This window comes from Nostoc sp. (genome assembly GCF_036917515.1).
Taxonomy (GTDB): Bacteria; Cyanobacteriota; Cyanobacteriia; order Cyanobacteriales; family Nostocaceae; genus Nostoc.
The window spans coordinates 1-17,597 of record NZ_JBALDE010000011.1; the positions used below are offsets into that span (position 1 = coordinate 1).

Here is a 17,597-nt window from a genome sequence, read left to right on the forward strand (position 1 = left end):
CTCTTCTTTTTCCATTTTTTCTAATCTCCGTAGACTTACAGTATGGACAATGCACAGTATGAACCCTCTCCTCATCCCTTTATTATGCAACACCATCCAGAATTCTATAAACTGACTGGTGACTAGGATACTCACCTTTTTTAAGACTATCTACCTTGGCTTTACCTTTAACTTTTAAAAACACCTGATGGCGGGTCATTCGCTTGCTACCCTTATTGCCACCGATGTAAGTATTAATTATGAAATCTACCCATTCTTGATCTAGGCGATATTTCCCTTTATCTGAGCGTATTGTAGCTAGTCCAACTAACCTGTCTTCCTGCCATTTTTTTAGTAACCGCTCTACCTGGCGAATTGATACGCCTAATTTTTCAGCCGCTTCTCTCTTTTTCAAGCTGTAGGTTTTGCGATCGCATGGCTCAGTTAGGCTTTGAATTACCTCCATCCTCAGCTTTACCTGCTCTGTGATTAACTCTTCTGACGGTAGTTTATGAGGTTTTATAAAATTTTGATGCTGTTGTAATTCAACAGCATCATCTTCGCTTGAAAGACAATAATTCTTTAATTTCTGAGACATTCTTAACTAAACAATATAAGAATAAAAAATTTAAGTTAGATATCTAGCTCACATTCTTGAATAATTTGAGGCGGAGAGATTAAGCCTGCTTCCCACATCTCTTGCCGCGTTGCCCCTGATAAATAAGTACTACATTGCTGATTAAAATTATCAACAATGTAACGTACTAATATTTTTTCAATAACTTCTAAAACGAGAAAATTATTCTTGCTACCAAGACCTATACTTGCTTGTGAGTTGGAACTTAAGTATTTGTTTATAGTAAAGCATAGCTTTTCAGTACAAGAATTAGATTTAAATTTGGATATAGGTTGGTGAGTATGTAACATAATTCCTAGTTGAGATACTTTTTCTTGTAACGAATAGGAAGTTATAAGATTACTAGTATTGAGACATAAGTCTACTAGAATGCCGTAAGTTCTCCACTCACGACTTAAGTTATATTCTGCATTGTAACGTTTAGGTAAAATTGCATGACGTAAGGCTTGAGTTATTACCTTATTACTTGGTGATTTAAAACTCAAATAAAAGCTCATATATTATTTAGAATAAATATCTATAATTGTAGTTAAATAAGGTTTTTCAATCACTGAACCAGTTAGATCAGCAATATTTATATCTAATAAAGCAAAGTCAACAAACCAGCAAGAGTTCCTATAGTCTGCAAGTGAATAATCATTTTGTTTATGCAGTTGAGAAACCATAGTTTTTTATTAAAAATTGATTTTGCAAGTTTTGCTTAATTAGGCAAGGTATTAACTAGCATCTGAGATTAAAGATTATGGTCAAAGGTATTGAGTCAATTTTGATTACTGAATGCATTCCACTAATATTGTTAAATTAACATATAGTGTGCAAAATAAAACTTATTATGTGTAAATTAATTTATCAAAACTGGCTTATAGCGGTTTTTGCATGGGTAAGGTACAGAAAGAAATAATTAACCACAGATGAACATAGCAAGGGTACACAGCTAGCTGTGTGCCCCTACCCGTATACCTCATTCAAATAAAAATTGCTATCAGATGCTTCTGTCAGCCAAAAAATAGATAAAGATTAATTACGATACGCCAAACTCGAAAATTATCACCTTCACTCAGCCGTTGAGCAATATCTTTTGCATTTTAAGCATCGCAAGCGGGGCAATTGCGGAAAATTATAAGTATTAATGCCAACAACTAAAGCATCTCGACTTATGAATTATCAATTGCTCCCATTAGTTTTAATGCTACGCGCTGTGCAGATGTTAACCCTGTTACACCTGTGATATTCAGCCCTGCACAAAGTTTATAGCTGATTACCCGCAGACAGTCGCCAGTGGTTGCATCCCAAACACGGATGGTTTCGTCAAGGCTACCACTGACGATGCGCTGACCGTCGAGAGAAAACGCCACTGAGAAGACAGTATCTTCATGCCCGACAAAGGGTTGACCAATGAGTTGACCATTCATATCCCACAATCGTACTGTCTTGTCATCACTGCTACTGATAATGCACTGACCATTGGGGGAAAACGCCACTGAATAAACCAAATCTTCATACCTAACAAAGGGTTGACCAATGAGTTGACCATTCACATTCCACAACCGTACTGTTTTGTCATGACTGCCACTGACAATGCACTGACCATCAGGGGAAAACGCCACTGAATAAACCAAATCTTCATGCCCGAAAAATGGTTGACCAATAAGTTGACCATTCACATTCCACAACCGTACTGTCTTGTCATGACTGCCACTGACAATGCGCTGACCATCGGGGGAAAATGCTACTGATGTAACCCAATCTTCATGCCCGAAAAATGGTTGACCAATGAGTTGACCATTCACATTCCATAACCGTACTGTTTTGTCAAAACTGCCACTAACAATGCGTTGTCCGTCGCGAGAAAATGCTACTGATGTAACTCCAGAATCATGCCCGAAAAATGGTTGACCAATGGGTTGACCGTTCACACTCCATAACCGTATTGTTTTGTCAAGACTGCCACTGACAATGCACTGACCGTCAGGGGAAAACGCTACTGAATCGATCGCAGAATCATGCCCAACAAAGGGTTGACCAATGGATTGACCATTCACATCCCATAACCGTACTGTGTTGTCCCAACTGCCACTAACAATGCGTTGTCCGTCGGGGGAAAACGCCACCGATCTGATCCCAGAACCATGACCCACGAAGGGTTGACCAATGAGTTGACCATTCACATCCCATAACCGTACTGTCTCGTCATGACCAGCACTAACAATGCACTGCCCGTCGGGAGAAAATGCCACCGATCTGACCGTAGAACAGTGCCCGACAAAGGGTTGACCAATGAGTTGACCATTCACACCCCACAACCGTACTGTCTTGTCATAACTGCTACTAACAATGCACTGCCCGTCGGGGGAAAACGTCACTGATAAGATACCATCTTCGTGCCCGACAAAGGGTTGACCAATAGGCTGACCATTCACATCCCACAACCGTACTGTCTCGTCATGACCAGCACTGACAATGCTTTGTCCGTCGGGAGAAAATGCCACGGATCTAACCGTAGAACCATGCCCGACAAAGGGTTGACCAATGAGTTGACCATTCATATTCCATAACCGTACTGTCTTGTCATGACCAGCACTGACAATGCGCTGACCGTTGGGGGAAAATGCTACTGAATTGACCCCAGAATTATGCCCGACAAAGGGTTTACCAATGGGCTGACCATTCATATCCCATAACCGTACTGTCTTGTCAGCACTGCCACTGACAATACGCTGACCGTCGGGGGAAAATGCTACTGAATTGACCCCAGAATCATGCCCGACAAAGGGTTTACCAATGGGCTGACTATTCATATCCCATAACCGTACTGTCTTGTCAGCACTGCCACTGACAATGCACTGACTGTCGGGGGAAAATGCCACTGATGTGACCCCAGAATCATGCCCCTGAAGGAACAACAAGACCCTGCCAGTGGATGTTTCCCAGACCTGTACAATACCCTTACTATCTCCAATCACCAATTTTTTGCCATCTGGACTAAATACCACTGACAAGACTATTCCTAGAAATGGTGCGAAGACCGAATTCGTGAGATCCGCTCCCATCAAATTTATCCACCGGAAGCTGGCATTAGCAAAGTCTACATCCGTAATCACAGTATTACTGAGATCGCATTTTTCCAGCCCGTAAGGATTTGCTTCTAGTAGCAATTTCACCAAGTTGCCACCCATATAACCCACCTGAGTCTGGGTTTTGCCACGGGTTGACTGAATTAGTGCTAGCAACTGTTGTTGAAATACTTGCTTGTCTAACATTGGCACAGCTAAATCCAGCACAGCTTTTGCCAAGGGAGTTGTACCCAAATAATTACATAATCTCTCTAAAGATACGTTGGTAAATAACTTTAGTGGTGCTATGGGGAGCATTTGCCCATCTTCTTTGCACTGTCGTTGGAAGTATTCTGACCAATTGTAATCCCGTGGTAGAACAGTATTGTTTAAACAAGACTGTGCTTGAGCCAGTTCTGTGAAGTCGGGGGCTAGAACGCCTAGCTCTGCCACCAGCTTGTAGGCAGCAAAAAACTCCAATAATGAACGATGGGCAGGGCTGTAGTCTCCTTCTGCATTACGGATTAGCATTGTTTGCCCCATCATGTCGTAATGCCAGTGGTCTAAATCTTTTTCTTCTTGTACTACAGCAGGAAATAAACGCCGAATCCGGTCGGGAAATTCTTTGTAGTTCATGCTCATCTGGTCTGTTGAGAGCATTTCCCAGGACAACTCACACAAGAAATAGAGCTTATCTGCCAATGAGGTAAAGGTACGCTTGGTTTTGATATCTCTCTTCATCTTGTGCTGCACAGCATATAAATATACCCGTGATATATCAACTGGCTTTCCCGCTTCAATCTCTGGCAAGGCTTCTATAATTAGTTCCGTCATTACCGGACGACGTGCCAAATCCCGCAATGTCGAATTACTCATTATCTGTTCTACTGTCTCTGGTTCAGCACGAAACGCTAATACTTGCCGAATTTGGTCGTCATCAAATTTTTCTAATTCCAGCACTTCAAAGCGGGGTGTCTCTAGAGGCAAGTTAATTGTAGATGCTTGCAACTCCGCACTTAGCAAAGCCCTTCCTTCTTTTGCTTCGGGGAAATGTTCGGTGCGACAGGTGAGAATTACCTTTGCCCCTGGTACTACTACTTTCGCCAGTTCCCAGAAGTTGTTGATCATCTCTTGGCGATTGACTTTAGCTGCCATTTCATCAAAGCCATCAAAAATCAACAGCACCTTACCCATGCGGTTGAGTTGTTCAAAAGCAGAATAACCAGGCAGTGGGATTTCATGCTTACGAAAAAAGAATTCTGAAAACAGCGATTCCACACTGACTGCTTTGGCATAGTCCCGTAAAGGAATGACTAATGGTAGACGTGGGCGTTCTACTCCCCGGCGTTGAGCATCCCGATAGCGTTGTAGGGCAGTCCAGGCATAATGCAACCCAAACCAGGTTTTACCAGTACCAAATTCACCCAAAATGGAAAGGTGTTCTTTAGCAGGATCATCAAGCCAGCGTTCAACATAACCATCAATCCAACCATCAGCTTGGGCGTAATGGCTAATACCCATTTTCTGCTTTGATTTGGGATCAAATTCCTCTTTAGTACAAGCTAGGGGTACATAGGTGCGGTCAATTCCCCGTTGCTTAATTTCATCTTCCAACCAGTTGAGGTAGCCACTAAAATCAGCATCTCGATCCATCAACTCATCAAGGGTGTGGCAGAATAAATCCTGGTTTTCTTGCTTGCTCACCTCATCTTTAGCAGCACGACTGACACGGCGATTAGTGATTAGCCAACCTATATCTGTTTTTCGAGCAATTACTGACTGTTGCAAGGCAGCAACATCTGCCATTCCAGCTTCTCCTGTAATGCCGCGCACCAAAACTCGGTTATACCCCTTTTTCTCTACAGGGTTATTGACATTAATAATCCACTCAAAATAATTTTCATTGCTAATTTCATACTTTTCAAAGTCATAGCGTAGGGCAGTGAACCAAGCCCGTAATTGCTCTGCCAATTTATCTGTCTGATTTGGTTGACTCGGAGTTTGTACATTAGATTGAACAGCTGGTTTATTTGTTGTTTCTCTCCTAAAAAAGAGATTAATACACCCCAAATTGCTAGAAATGAATTTTTGGGGTGCTGTTTCTAATTCCTGCCGCAAGAATGTTACTAGTGTTTCGTTCGTGACCCATTGGTTAGATACATCAGCCAAGTCAAATCCGCGCAAAATTGCACTAGTCATTACGCTGCTGGCTCCGCTCACGTTTTCATGGGCTAGCTCAAATTCTCTGCAAGCGGCAATAAAACAGCGATCGCGTGTATTTCCGCGATCGCCTGGATCGGCTTCTGTAAAATTGAGTAGTTCCCCACTGTAACAACAGTCCAACCAGATAATTTGCTGCCGTACTGGACTTTCTTGCAATAAATCACGCAGCCACTTTAATCGCAGTCCCCAGTTCCCTAATTCAGGATCGGTATCACTGGTTGCTAGAAATCCTTCTTTGATGCGTCCATCTTTACGAAGACCATGTCCTGAAAAATAGAAGAGGGCTGTATCTGGAATGCTTCTGCCTTCAGGATAAAATAGTTTTTCTAAAGCCTTCTCTAAATCTGCCAGCTTGATTTCCTGGTTTGGTGATATCCGTGGTGCATCATCTTCAAACGGATCTAGGAATTGCGGCAATCGCTGAACATGAAAATTTCCAGCTTCGCTGAGTCGCTTGGCGATCGCTTCGGCATCGTTAGCAGGCGATCGTAACGCTGACAATCCTGAAAAATTGTACTTATTAATTCCAACTACTAAAGCATCTCTACTCATTAATATGCGACTTTTTATAAAAATTCTGGAAAATTCATCAACATCTTAGCTAGGGTTTAATTCTACTCATCTTTTCCAAGACAATAACCAAGTAAATTTTTTTACTAAATATTCCCCCTTGTGACACTCACTTGTCCTTTAATGGTGTAAAAATTGGTCTGTCCTGATCAGACCCTCGCAACAAATAGATTGTCAATTGCTTACCGGACTCTTGTTCTTGCTTAGGATTGATAGGTATTGGCCAGCGAAGGGATTTATAAAGTTCTAAACGATACAAATCAAAAGCAGATTCCAACAAACTACAGTAGACACCTGCCGCATCAACTGTCCAGTAGTAAGCAAATATTAAGCCCAGTAACGCAGCAGGAACAGCCCACCAAGCCCAAACAGTCCATACGATAAACAGCAAACTCCAGAGCCAAAAACGGGCTGCTGTGTTCAGGCTTGACCGTGCTTCCTGTAATTCTTTCTTCACCCCATCTGGTAATACTAGCCAGAGGCGAGACCAGCAAATTACAGCATCCAAGCCATACTTATCATAAGGGCGGCTTTCAGATGCTCTAAGGATATTGCCTAACTTTGTAGGCATTAACCTATTAAATTGAGATGGAAACTCCATAAGCTGTCCATCTAGCGTCACATATTCCTCTAATTCCTCGTTAGTTATAACTTGTTTATCTTTTTTATCAGCCAGAGTTTGCCAACGCTTATCTTTTCGTTTAAAGTCATGCTTTTGTTGCTGTATCATCCAGCGTCGTAAAGGTTGTAACCAGCGAGACCAATAGCCTTCTAAGAATCTTAAAACAGATAAATCGAACTTTTGAACCAAAAAAGCTGAGACAGCAATCATGAGCAAACCAGTTACTATAACAGCAATTAGCAAAGATTCTGGTTGCTGTTTGAGCCAATCTTCCAAAGGTTTTCGACCAAAACGCGAGACCCAAGCTAATAGTCCCCCCATCCAAAAGACAAAAGCTGGTGTCAGTATGTTTGCAGCCCAGTTTTCTGCAAGTTTTCCACCCAGACTTTCTAAAAATTTGGTTGGCATATATTTATTACTGAGCAGCAGGTATTAGCACGACACCATGAGTAGGACAGATTGGTATTGTCGCTCCGACAATGCGGCGATACCAAACGTAGTCTCCTTGAGGACATATATATTTTTGAGAAGATATTGCTTGACCTTTACCTGGAAGTGGCTCAAAACCCTTTGATACCTGCTTCTCACTAAGAAACTCCGCTATCCAATTGCGAGTGTCTGGCTGACTTTTCAAGATTTCTAAAATCTGCTTATCGACTTCCTGCCCAGCTTTAGCTTGTGCTAATAGTTCAGCCAATTGTTTGTCTACTTGAACCGCATCATTTCCTAAAAGTTCTGGAAGAAAAGGACGAATCGAACGGCCACCCTCCAGAATGTCGTCAGGTTCAAACGTCACAACTGAAACCTCATTATGTAATATTAATACCTAATTTTTTAGTTATACACTGAAACAGACTAACGCAGTTAATTTTCCAACACTGATGCAGTTTATACCACTATTACTCAGGTTTTACCTTTTACATAAATAAACACATTGCCGCTATCAAAAATGCGACATCTAATTTGTGAAGTCTTTTAATAGCAGACTTTTTCAGAGAAGAAAATAAACGACCATTAAAATGTGAAATTTTTGGTTTTACGACCTCAATTTGTGAAAACACTGAAAATCTCTAGTCACTTTTGGTCAATCATATAAATGAATAAAAACCTTGTAGAGCAAGGTTTTTGCAGGCTAAAACTAGCGACATTAATTTGTGAAGCAGCGACATTTAATTTGTGAATATACACCTGAAGCGGCGATCGCCTAACTTTTTCTAAAGCAAGTTTTGCAGCAAAAAGGCTCAAGCATTCCTGCCTGAGCCATGACTAAATTCAATTTATAGAATCTTAGTAACTATTACGGAAGCTAGTGTTTGTAACTAGTCCATCGAGGTTTAAAGCACTAATCAAAGAAACGTTTCCACCCTTGCTTCCAGGGATACTACTAATTGCTCGAAAAATGCTGTAACACGAGAGTGCATAAGCTCAGATAAAATCTGTGGCTATAGTAATGTTAAGATGATTATTTGGATGATGTCTGGTTGAAATCTCTAACCAAAACAAAGTCTAAATTACTAAAGCTGAGAGTTGGGAAACTCCGGTGAAATTCCGGGACTGTGCCGCAGCTGTGATGGGATCGCCCAAGTCAGAATGCCAACTTTTAGGATGTCCTCAAGACACACTCACCGTCTACTCCCTGCGTTGCACGGGGAAGGAGTTCTAAGTTTGCCATCTGGATTTGCTACTTGTCCTGGCTTGTTTTATACTACTCCCGTCACAGATGGTATATTATCTCGGATAAGAATACCAGGTGGAATTATTAGTAGTCAGCAGTGCCGTGCGATCGCAGATATAGCAGAACAGCACGGTGGTGGCTATATAGATGTGACTAATCGAGCGAACCTACAAGTTCGTGAAATCCGCACGGGGATAAATGCTGAGGTTCTGAAGTACCTCCAGGAGATGGGATTGGGTTGTGACAATACTGTTGTAGACCAAATCCGCAATATTATGACCAGTCCGACTGCTGGTATCGATCCCCAGGAATTAATCGACACTCGCCCTTTTGTTCAAGGTTGGGATGATTATATTGCAGCACATCCGGCGCTTTCGGGACTATCGGCCAAATTTAGCGTTTGCTTTGATGGTGGTGGGATAATTCAGGTAGGCGATCGCTTGAATGATATCGCTTTTGTCGCTGCCTTAGTTGATGGTAATGTTTACTTTCGCCTCTATCTGAGTGTCGGCGAGAAAGGTAAACCGCCGAGCGATATGGGAATTTTGTTAGCGCCAGAGGAATGTTTGCCCGTCTTGGCAGCTTTGGCAAATGTCTATCTAGCTTATAGTCATACTACGAGTAAACGGCGGCTACGTTTGAGAGAGTTATTGAATACTTTGGGTTGCGAAAATTATCTCCAAGAAGTTCAACAGCGTCTACCTTTTTCTCTTTTATACAGTGAAATCAGAAAAGACCTACTCCCTCAGCAAGGCAACAGGGAGAAATATCACCATATTGGCATCCATCCCCAACGTCAGCAAGGTTTATTTTACATTGGTGTTGTCTTGCCCCTTGGTCGATTGGAGAGTAAACAGATGCGGGGTTTAGCAGATTTAGCAGCGAAATACGGTAGTGGAATCAGGCTAACTCCTTGGCAAAATTTGCTGCTTACAGATATTCCTCAGCAATGGGTTGCTGATGTCAAAAGTGAAATTACTTTTTTAGGATTAGATTCCTCTACAACCAACATTAAAGGTGGATTAGTTGCCTGTTCTGGAAAAAAGGGTTGCGCCGCTTCAGCTACAGATACCAAAAGTCATGCGTTGGTATTGGCAAAGTATCTTGAAACTCGCCTTACTCTCGATTACCCAGTTAATATCCACTTCACTGGCTGCGAAAAATCTTGTGCCCAACATAGCAAAAGTGATATTACTCTGCTTGGTGTCAGCATTGAAGCTGACAATGAAATTGTAGAGGGGTATCACATTTATGTTGGTGAGAGCAAGCAGAAATTCGGACGCGAACTATATCAATATGTAACTTTTGCCGAACTACCTGCATTAATAGAGCGGATGCTATATGTATATAAAATTCAACGCTTAAATTCTGATGAGTCCTTTGGGAAATTTGCTAATCGATATCCACTGACACAATTACAGCAATTGTTTAATATTATTCCTCAATCATTCGTAGAATAACAAGATTCCTAACTTTTTAGAGAAGTCGGTAATCTAAGCCTTTCGATTTTTATATATCAATCCCAAATTTAAAATCTCAAATTTAATGCCCGACTATATCCGAGATGCCAACGAAATTTACCGCAATTCTTTTGCAATTATCCGGTCAGAAGCGAACTTAGATGTGTTGTCACAGGATGTAGCAAAAGTTGCTGTGCGTCTAATTCATGCCTGTGGGATGACGGATATTGTCACTGACTTGGGATATTCACCAACAGCAGTACAATCCGCAAGAGCAGCATTAGCCGCAGGAGCGCCAATTTTGTGCGATTGCCGGATGGTTGCCGATGGTGTCACCAGACGGCGGTTATCTGCAAACAATCAAGTTATCTGTACGCTAAATGAACCAGAAGTACCAGAACTTGCCCAGAGTATGCGTACTACAAGGTCGGCGGCAGCTCTAGAATTATGGCGATCGCACCTCGAAGGCTCAGTAATCGCAATTGGCAATGCGCCCACAGCCCTGTTCCGACTGTTAGAAATGCTCGATGCAGGAGCGCCCAAACCTGCGATTATCTTGGGCTTTCCAGTGGGGTTTGTTGGTGCAGCAGAATCGAAAGCCGCATTGGCAGCAGACAGCAGAAATGTACCATTTTTAACCTTACACGGTCGGCGCGGTGGAAGTGCGATCGCCGCAGCAGCAGTTAACGCCTTGGCAACGGAGGAAGAATGAACATGAAACCCAAAGGTCGTCTTTATGGAATTGGTGTCGGCCCAGGCGATCCCGAACTATTGACCCTGAAAGCGCTGCGGTTATTACGTGCGGCTCCTGTGGTAGCTTATCAATCAGCCACAGATAAAGAAAGTATTGCTAGAGCGATCGTAGCGCAGTATCTTCCTGGCAATCAAATCGAGGTGCTATTTCACCTCCCCCGCGCTTTGGAACCAGAAAAAGCAAAGTCTATTTATGACCAGGAAATTGAACCAATTGCCGCTCATTTAGCAGCAGGTCGAGATGTCGTGGTGCTATGTGAGGGCGATCCATTTTTCTATGGCTCATTTATGTACCTATTCACACGGTTATGCGACCAGTACGAAACAGAAGTTGTCCCTGGAGTTTCCTCACTGATGGCTTGTCCGGTAGCTTTGGGTGTACCTTTCACCTACTACACCGATATTCTCACCGTTTTACCCGCCCCATTGCCAGCAGAAGAACTGACTACACATCTACTGATGACCGATGCAGCAGCAATTATGAAACTAGGTCGTCATTTTCCTAAAGTACGAGATATTCTGCATAAATTAGGGTTAGCATCACGGGCAAGATATATTGAGCGGGCATCAACATCACAGCAACGCATCGTACCCTTAGATGAAGTCGATCCAGCCGAAGTACCCTATTTTTCAATGATTGTGATTCCTACCAAGAATCGACTATAAACTAATACGGTTCAGTTAAGGCCAAAAACCTTAACTTGCGTAGTAGCGCGGCAAGCTTAAAATATTGGGTAAAGAGGCTAGGGACGACTACCTAATGAACCCCAACAAGTACATCGTCGATCGAGCGTGAAGCAGAGCGCGATCGCGCAGCGATCTAAGGCATGACCAGGGTGGATACGGGAACTCAAGATGGCTGAGAGATTAGGCGAAAATCCTGGGTTCAATTTTCTGATGGAATGTTGGGAGGATGATCTAGCCTTGCAGATTTTGATCGAGAAGCTATTAGCAAAATTTACGCAGTGGGGATTGGTGGTAACGGATGGGGTATTGGTGAAACCGAATGAGTAGCGACCGCACCACTTATCAAGCTATCTTCTAAAGCCTCTATCTCAACTTTTTGTCAAAATATATACTCATAATTGAGAAGTTTTGAGTAATCAAAGTGGAGAAAAATGGGAAAAGTGGGAAAAGTGGGAAAGGTAAGATATTTGACAAAGTGTATTGCTAATCAAGTTGTTATGCTGTAGCTTGTTAATAAATAAGTAGCAAGCAAATTACTAGTTAAATATCAATGTTTAACTACTTTGAACACAGTCAGTAGTGTGGTGATCGCCTTGGATGGAGGTCAAAATTACTATAGCAATCTAAAATCAGTCGTCAGAAAATACTTGAATATGTAAAGGAGATGTTTGTAACTATATTACAGGTCTAGCCATGTAAATATAATTGCTAGAAAATTTTAGTTCTTCCGTAGATTTTGTAGTTGAAATACTGACATTATCATCAAATAATGCACGTAAAAATCGTGAAACCCGTCTTCTGTAGACTTTTATGGGTATGTGTGAGGAAAAACTAGTGGACGAGTTCACAAGTCACAATTGGGGTGGTGAATACGTGTATTTAATAAACATATTATAGAGTATTAATTAGACTCCAAAACGAAGGAATTTTTAAGACTTATTGTTTTTGCCCAGCCTCAGAGAAATGGGAGTTCATAAGCTGTTAAGCATTTAAGAAAGCATATTGAGGTCGCAGGGGAGCAGGGAGCAAGGGAGAAGGTTTGCAGGTTTGATGACCATCAACATGGTGCAATTAAAATGACGATTAGCTTACATCAACTCACTCTTGTAAATTGGCGAAGGTATTGCTAGTACAACGTAATGAAACTATCTACCTCGGTGGATTAACTTGCGAATTGCCTACTTGCTGTTTTAAAAAACTTGTGATGCGATCGCCTGCTACTTAATCTAGTTATGGAATTTTGAAATATTGTTAATTTGATGGCGAGAAAGAACTTAGATACAATTCTTAGCCAAGTTGAGGAGTAAATACTATGAATGTTGAACCTATTGCTATTATTGGGATCGGATGCCGATTTCCAGGTGCAATCAATCCGGAGACTTTCTGGCATTTACTATGCAATCAGGTTGACGCGATCGCCCCCATTCCTTCCAATCGCCACCATCTACATTCCTGCTTTCTGCCTGATCCCACTTCATCCCAAGCGCAACTGGTACAAGGTGGTTTTCTAGAGCAGATCGATCAGTTTGATCCGCAGTTCTTTGGCATCGCCCCTCAAGAAGCTGTCAGCATAGATCCTCAACAACGGCTGTTACTGGAAGTCACTTGGGAAGCGTTGGAAGATGCCGGGTTAATTCCTCAAAAACTCGCAGGAAGCGCAACGGGAGTTTTTGTTGGTATTGCTGGCTCCGATTATTACGAAATGATGGCAACAGAGCGCACGACAAATGGCTATGCAGTGACTGGCAATCTCAGCAGTGTTGTTGCTAACCGTATTTCCTACGTGCTTAACTTGACCGGACCGAGTTTGTCAATTAACACGGCTTGTTCCTCCTCTCTAGTGGCAGTTCATCTTGCCTGTCAGAGTTTGTATAGGAAAGAATCTAGTTTAGCAATCGCTGCAGGCACCAACATCATCCTATTCCCGGAAGTGACAACAAGCCTCACAAATGCGGGGATGATTTCGGCTACAGGACGTTGCAGAGCATTTGATGCTCAAGCCGATGGCTTGGTGCGCAGTGAAGGAGTTGGTGTTGTGGTGCTGAAGCTGCTATCTCAAGCATTGGCAGACTCTGACCCCATCTATGCAGTCATCCGGGGTAGTGCAGTCAACCAAGATGGACGCAGTAATGGACTGGCTGCTCCTAATCTGCAAGCACAACAGGCATTACTGCGGCAAGCTTATCAAAATGCTGGTATTTCACCAAGTTCAGTACAATATGTTGAAGCACAAGGTGCTGGAACTCTGTTAGGGGATGCGATCGAACTCAAAGCCCTGGCAACTGTTTTGGGAAAAAATCGTTCTCCAGGAGATAAATGTCGTGTTGGTTCCGTCAAAACCAACATTGGACACTTAGAGGCAGCCAGTGGGATTGCCGGATTGATTAAAGTAGCGTTGTCTCTCAAGTATGGACAGATTCCGCCAAACTTGCATTTTCAGCAGCCAAATCCGAATGTGGCGTTAGATAAACTGCCATTGCAAGTGCAGCAAAACTTGGAGCCTTACAAGAGCAATCGCCCTTGCATTGCAGGTGTAAGTACGTTCGGCTTTGGAGGCACAAACGCTCATATTGTGATGGAAGCTTCCCCCGATTTTGTGGAGTCTTCTTTGGTTGAGCGTCCTCTACATCTGCTAACCTTATCTGCCAAAACACAAACAGCATTGCGATCGCTAGCCCACCGTTATCACGAGTTTCTAGTTAATCATCCTGATGTATCAATTGCCGATGTTTGTTTTAGTGCTAATACTGGTAGAACTAACTTTAACCATCGGCTTGCTGTTACTGGGAACTCTACAGCACAATTTGCAGAACGTTTGGAGGCGTTTGCATTATGTCAGGAGTCCGTCGGGTTAGTGAGTGGTTTGGTAAAGCCAAAGAAAGTTCCAAAAATCGGATTTTTGTTCACTGGCTTGGTTTACGACAAACTAGAACTAGACCGCGAACTGTACGAAACCCAGCCCGTCTTTCGCCAAGTTATTGATCGCTGTAATGCGATCGCCGAACCGTTGCTCGGAAAATCTCTTCTCGACGTTCTTTATATCTCCGCAGCTGAGGAAACTGCCATCGATAGGATTGATAACTGCACGGCATTGTTTGCGTTGCAAATAGCGCTTTGTGAGTTGTGGAAATCTTGGGGGATTGAACCCACAGTTGTGATGGGAGTAAGTTTGGGAGAGTGTGCCGCCGCTTGTGTGGCGGGTATTTTGAGTTTGGAAGACGCGCTTAAGGAAGCAATCTCTTTAGAGCAGCATGTCAAATTTCAAAGCCAGAAAGGGACGATAAGCCTTGTATTTGCAGATGAACAGCGAGTGGTAACTGCAATTCAACCCTACGCTGACAAAGTTTTCATTGGTGTCTTCGCCAGACCGATGCTTACGATTTCCGGTGAGCAACAGGCAGTTGATGCAGTTATAACTGCTCTCAAAGCAGAAGGAATCAAAACGATTCAGCCGGATGTATCCTACCCGTATCATTCTCCTCTGATGGAATTGATGGAGATAGATTTTGCTCTTTCTTCTCCCCAAATCCCGATAATTGCTGGTGTCACAGGGCAACTATCTCCTGAGTCCATGACTAACATAAAGTATTGGAGAACTATGCTTCAGGAACCTGTGAGGTTTTCAACTGGGATGCAAACTATGCACCAGCAAGGAGTCACGGTATTTGTCGAGATCGGACCAAAGCCCAATTTATTGTCAATGGGCGTCCGTTGTCTGCCTGAAGGGGTCGGGATTTGGCTTCCAAGCTTACGTCCGGGGCAATCAGGCTGGCAGCAGATGTTGTCCAGTTTGGCACAACTTTATGTTTTAGGAGCACCTGTTAATTGGTCAGGATTTGATCGTGAATATCAGCGCGATACGCGGAGCGTCAAGCCTTCGGCTTATCGCCTACGACTACCTACCTATCCTTTTGAGCGACAAAGCTATTGGTTCAGCAGTAGTCACTCATCTCCACATCGCGATCTATCTCCATTACCTCAGCGCTCTTTGATTTCTAGCTTACTTGAGCGGGGAGATTCAGCAGAACAGATTGTTCAGCTTCTTGCTCAAACCGAATCATTTTTACTAAAGCAAGTGCAACTCTTACCAAAACTAATCGCCCCTCAAGATCGACATCACCAGGAAACTGCATTCTCAACCAATGAACATGAATCTTCTTTGACCAACTCAACCACAAATGTAGACGTACCCATCCCTAAAGTTATTGCCCCTGACTCGAATATTGAGTTAAAGCGAGTACAATTTGCGGCATCTCCAGAAGAACAACAGCAACTGCTTGAAGAATATTTGATAGAACAGATTGCTAAAGTGTTGGGATTGGCTCCATCCCAGCTAGATGTTGAACAACCCCTCAATACCTTGGGGTTGGACTCGTTGATGTTAATTCAACTGGTAAACCGTATTAAAAAAGACTTTGCTTTAGAGTTGTCAATCGAGGCATTATTTGAAGACATGAGCCTGATTGATCTGGTTTGGCAATTACAGAGCCAATTGCCTTTGCTTAAGAGTGAATCTGATGATGCTCTCATGATCACTACGAGCACAGCGGCTGTTGCTTTGCCTTTGTCTTTTGCTCAAGAGTCATTTTGGTCGCAACTAAAACTTGATCCGAGTAATCCCTTTGCCAATCTACCTTTCACCCTGTACTTCACAGGTGAACTCGACATTCCAGCCCTAGAACGCAGTTTTAATGAGTTGGTGCATCGTCACGCTGCTTTGCGAACCACTTTTGATATTGCCGCAGAACAACCCACTCAAATCATTCATTCAACGATGAATTTGCCATTGTCGGTGGTGGATTTGCAATCAAGCTCCCAACCAGAACAGCAAATCGCAGTCCAACAGCTATCTCAACAGGAAGCTCAAAAATCGTTCGATATCGTCCAAGGACCACTTGTGCGAACCACACTGCTGAGGCTTTCGGAAAATGAACACATTCTGCTTATTACCATGCATCACCTAATTACAGATGGTACCTCAATGGTGATCTTTCTTCAGGAACTCACAGCAGTCTACCAAGCATTTTCTCAAGGACAACCCTCTCTGCGAGACGCTACGCGAACGCCCCTTCCAAAATTACCGATGCAGTATGCAGACTTTATTGTTTGGCAGCGTCAGTGGTTGCAAAAAGATGTACTGACAAAACTACAAAGTTACTGGCAGCAAAAACTTGCACCGCATTTGGTCGTTCCTGAAATCAAAACAGATTTACCTCGTCCTGCTGTCCCAAGATTGAAAGCAGCAATCTACCCCTTCCAAATATCAGAAGCTTTATCAGCACAACTCAAAGCACTCAGCAAACAGGAAGGGTGTACTTTATTCATGCTTTTATTAGCAGCTTTACAAATACTAGTACACCATTATACAGGTCAGCTTAACTTCTGTATTGGCACTACCGTTGCCAATCGCAATCGAGCAGAGTTTGAAGCCTTGATTGGTTGCTTTATTAACCAAATTCCAATTAAAGCAAATTTAGAAAACAATCCCACATTCCGGGAGGTACTCGCTGTTGTTCGCAAAACCACTTTAGAAGCACATGCTTACAGTGCTCTTCCCTTAAAACAGATTCTGGAAACTGTGCCTCTGTCTAAAACAGATAATGTTCACTCATCTGGTTTACCACTGCTTCTACTTTTTCACAATGAAATTCCTTTATTGACTGAAAATGTCAAACTATCAGAACGTCTTTCTATTCAAGGAGAAAATAGGAAATTCAGGGGAGCAAGACGTGATTTAACTCTGCATATGGTAGAAGCTCAAAAAGGTATTTGGGGAGAGATGGAATACGATGTCGACCTGTTTTTTGAAAGTACAATTAAGACATTTTTAGAAGACTTTATGATTTTACTTCAAGGCATTGTCATTCATCCAGAGCTCCAGATTTCAGAGATGCAGATAAAACCGAGAAAAATGTAGAATAAATTGATACCTACTTAC

Annotated in this window: 12 protein-coding genes and 1 riboswitch; of the genes, 5 read left to right on the plus strand and 7 right to left on the minus strand. The window is 42.6% G+C overall.

Annotation, left to right across the window (positions count from 1 at the left end; translation table 11 throughout):
* Nucleotides 1-82: 82 nt before the first annotated feature.
* The 7 genes from V7K89_RS00700 to V7K89_RS00730 form a co-directional block, all read right to left on the minus strand.
* Nucleotides 83-577 carry a helix-turn-helix domain-containing protein gene (locus tag V7K89_RS00700; protein ID WP_335183836.1) on the minus strand — a complete coding sequence of 165 codons (495 nt, stop codon included), beginning with the start codon at nt 575-577 and terminating at the stop codon, nt 83-85.
* Nucleotides 578-612: 35 nt separating this feature from the next.
* On the minus strand, nt 613-1,113 hold the full coding sequence (locus V7K89_RS00705) for a hypothetical protein (RefSeq protein ID WP_335183837.1): 501 nt from the start codon (nt 1,111-1,113) through the stop codon (nt 613-615).
* A gap of 3 nt (nt 1,114-1,116) precedes the next feature.
* On the minus strand, nt 1,117-1,281 hold the full coding sequence (locus V7K89_RS00710; protein WP_335183838.1) for a hypothetical protein: 165 nt from the start codon (nt 1,279-1,281) through the stop codon (nt 1,117-1,119).
* Between the two features lie 489 nt (nt 1,282-1,770).
* Complete coding sequence (locus tag V7K89_RS00715) at nt 1,771-6,444, minus strand: caspase family protein (protein ID WP_335183839.1); 4,674 nt, start codon at nt 6,442-6,444, stop codon at nt 1,771-1,773.
* 127 nt (nt 6,445-6,571) lie between these two features.
* Entirely contained in the window at nt 6,572-7,492 is a 921-nt protein-coding gene (locus V7K89_RS00720) for a hypothetical protein (protein ID WP_335183840.1), read from the minus strand.
* Between the two features lie 7 nt (nt 7,493-7,499).
* Nucleotides 7,500-7,880 (minus strand): hypothetical protein, encoded by a 381-nt coding sequence (locus V7K89_RS00725; protein WP_335183841.1) that lies wholly within the window; start codon nt 7,878-7,880, stop codon nt 7,500-7,502.
* A 278-nt stretch (nt 7,881-8,158) separates the two neighbouring features.
* A complete protein-coding gene (locus V7K89_RS00730) occupies nt 8,159-8,329 on the minus strand; it encodes a hypothetical protein (protein ID WP_335183842.1) in 171 nt (56 codons plus the stop codon).
* A 269-nt stretch (nt 8,330-8,598) separates the two neighbouring features.
* Nucleotides 8,599-8,688, plus strand: a riboswitch (adenosylcobalamin-variant (AdoCbl-variant) riboswitch).
* A 1-nt stretch (nt 8,689) separates the two neighbouring features.
* Here V7K89_RS00730 and cobG point away from each other — a divergent pair.
* The 5 genes from cobG to V7K89_RS00755 all read left to right on the plus strand — a co-directional run bounded on the left by cobG (nt 8,690) and on the right by V7K89_RS00755 (nt 17,576).
* The gene (gene cobG, locus V7K89_RS00735) at nt 8,690-10,219 is read left to right on the plus strand and encodes a precorrin-3B synthase (protein WP_335183843.1); all 1,530 of its coding nucleotides are present in this window, start codon (nt 8,690-8,692) and stop codon (nt 10,217-10,219) included.
* 85 nt (nt 10,220-10,304) lie between these two features.
* Entirely contained in the window at nt 10,305-10,931 is a 627-nt protein-coding gene (locus V7K89_RS00740; RefSeq protein ID WP_335183844.1) for a precorrin-8X methylmutase, read from the plus strand.
* Between the two features lie 2 nt (nt 10,932-10,933).
* Nucleotides 10,934-11,638 (plus strand): precorrin-2 C(20)-methyltransferase, encoded by a 705-nt coding sequence (locus V7K89_RS00745; RefSeq protein ID WP_335183845.1) that lies wholly within the window; start codon nt 10,934-10,936, stop codon nt 11,636-11,638.
* Nucleotides 11,639-11,827: 189 nt separating this feature from the next.
* Nucleotides 11,828-11,986, plus strand: a complete 159-nt coding sequence (locus tag V7K89_RS00750) for a hypothetical protein (RefSeq protein WP_335183846.1) — start codon at nt 11,828-11,830, stop codon at nt 11,984-11,986.
* 985 nt (nt 11,987-12,971) lie between these two features.
* Complete coding sequence (locus V7K89_RS00755; protein WP_335183847.1) at nt 12,972-17,576, plus strand: condensation domain-containing protein; 4,605 nt, start codon at nt 12,972-12,974, stop codon at nt 17,574-17,576.
* Nucleotides 17,577-17,597: the final 21 nt, after the last annotated feature.

Excerpts from the sequence above, each read along its gene's own strand:
- V7K89_RS00700 (WP_335183836.1), bottom strand. The coding sequence starts at position 577 with ATGTCTCAGAAATTAAAGAATTATTGTCTTTCAAGCGAAGATGATGCT.
- V7K89_RS00705 (WP_335183837.1), bottom strand. The coding sequence starts at position 1,113 with ATGAGCTTTTATTTGAGTTTTAAATCACCAAGTAATAAGGTAATAACT.
- V7K89_RS00710 (WP_335183838.1), bottom strand. The coding sequence starts at position 1,281 with ATGGTTTCTCAACTGCATAAACAAAATGATTATTCACTTGCAGACTAT.
- V7K89_RS00715 (WP_335183839.1), bottom strand. The coding sequence starts at position 6,444 with ATGAGTAGAGATGCTTTAGTAGTTGGAATTAATAAGTACAATTTTTCA.
- V7K89_RS00720 (WP_335183840.1), bottom strand. The coding sequence starts at position 7,492 with ATGCCAACCAAATTTTTAGAAAGTCTGGGTGGAAAACTTGCAGAAAAC.
- cobG (WP_335183843.1), top strand. The coding sequence starts at position 8,690 with ATGTCCTCAAGACACACTCACCGTCTACTCCCTGCGTTGCACGGGGAA.
- V7K89_RS00740 (WP_335183844.1), top strand. The coding sequence starts at position 10,305 with ATGCCCGACTATATCCGAGATGCCAACGAAATTTACCGCAATTCTTTT.
- V7K89_RS00745 (WP_335183845.1), top strand. The coding sequence starts at position 10,934 with ATGAAACCCAAAGGTCGTCTTTATGGAATTGGTGTCGGCCCAGGCGAT.
- V7K89_RS00750 (WP_335183846.1), top strand. The coding sequence starts at position 11,828 with ATGGCTGAGAGATTAGGCGAAAATCCTGGGTTCAATTTTCTGATGGAA.
- V7K89_RS00755 (WP_335183847.1), top strand. The coding sequence starts at position 12,972 with ATGAATGTTGAACCTATTGCTATTATTGGGATCGGATGCCGATTTCCA.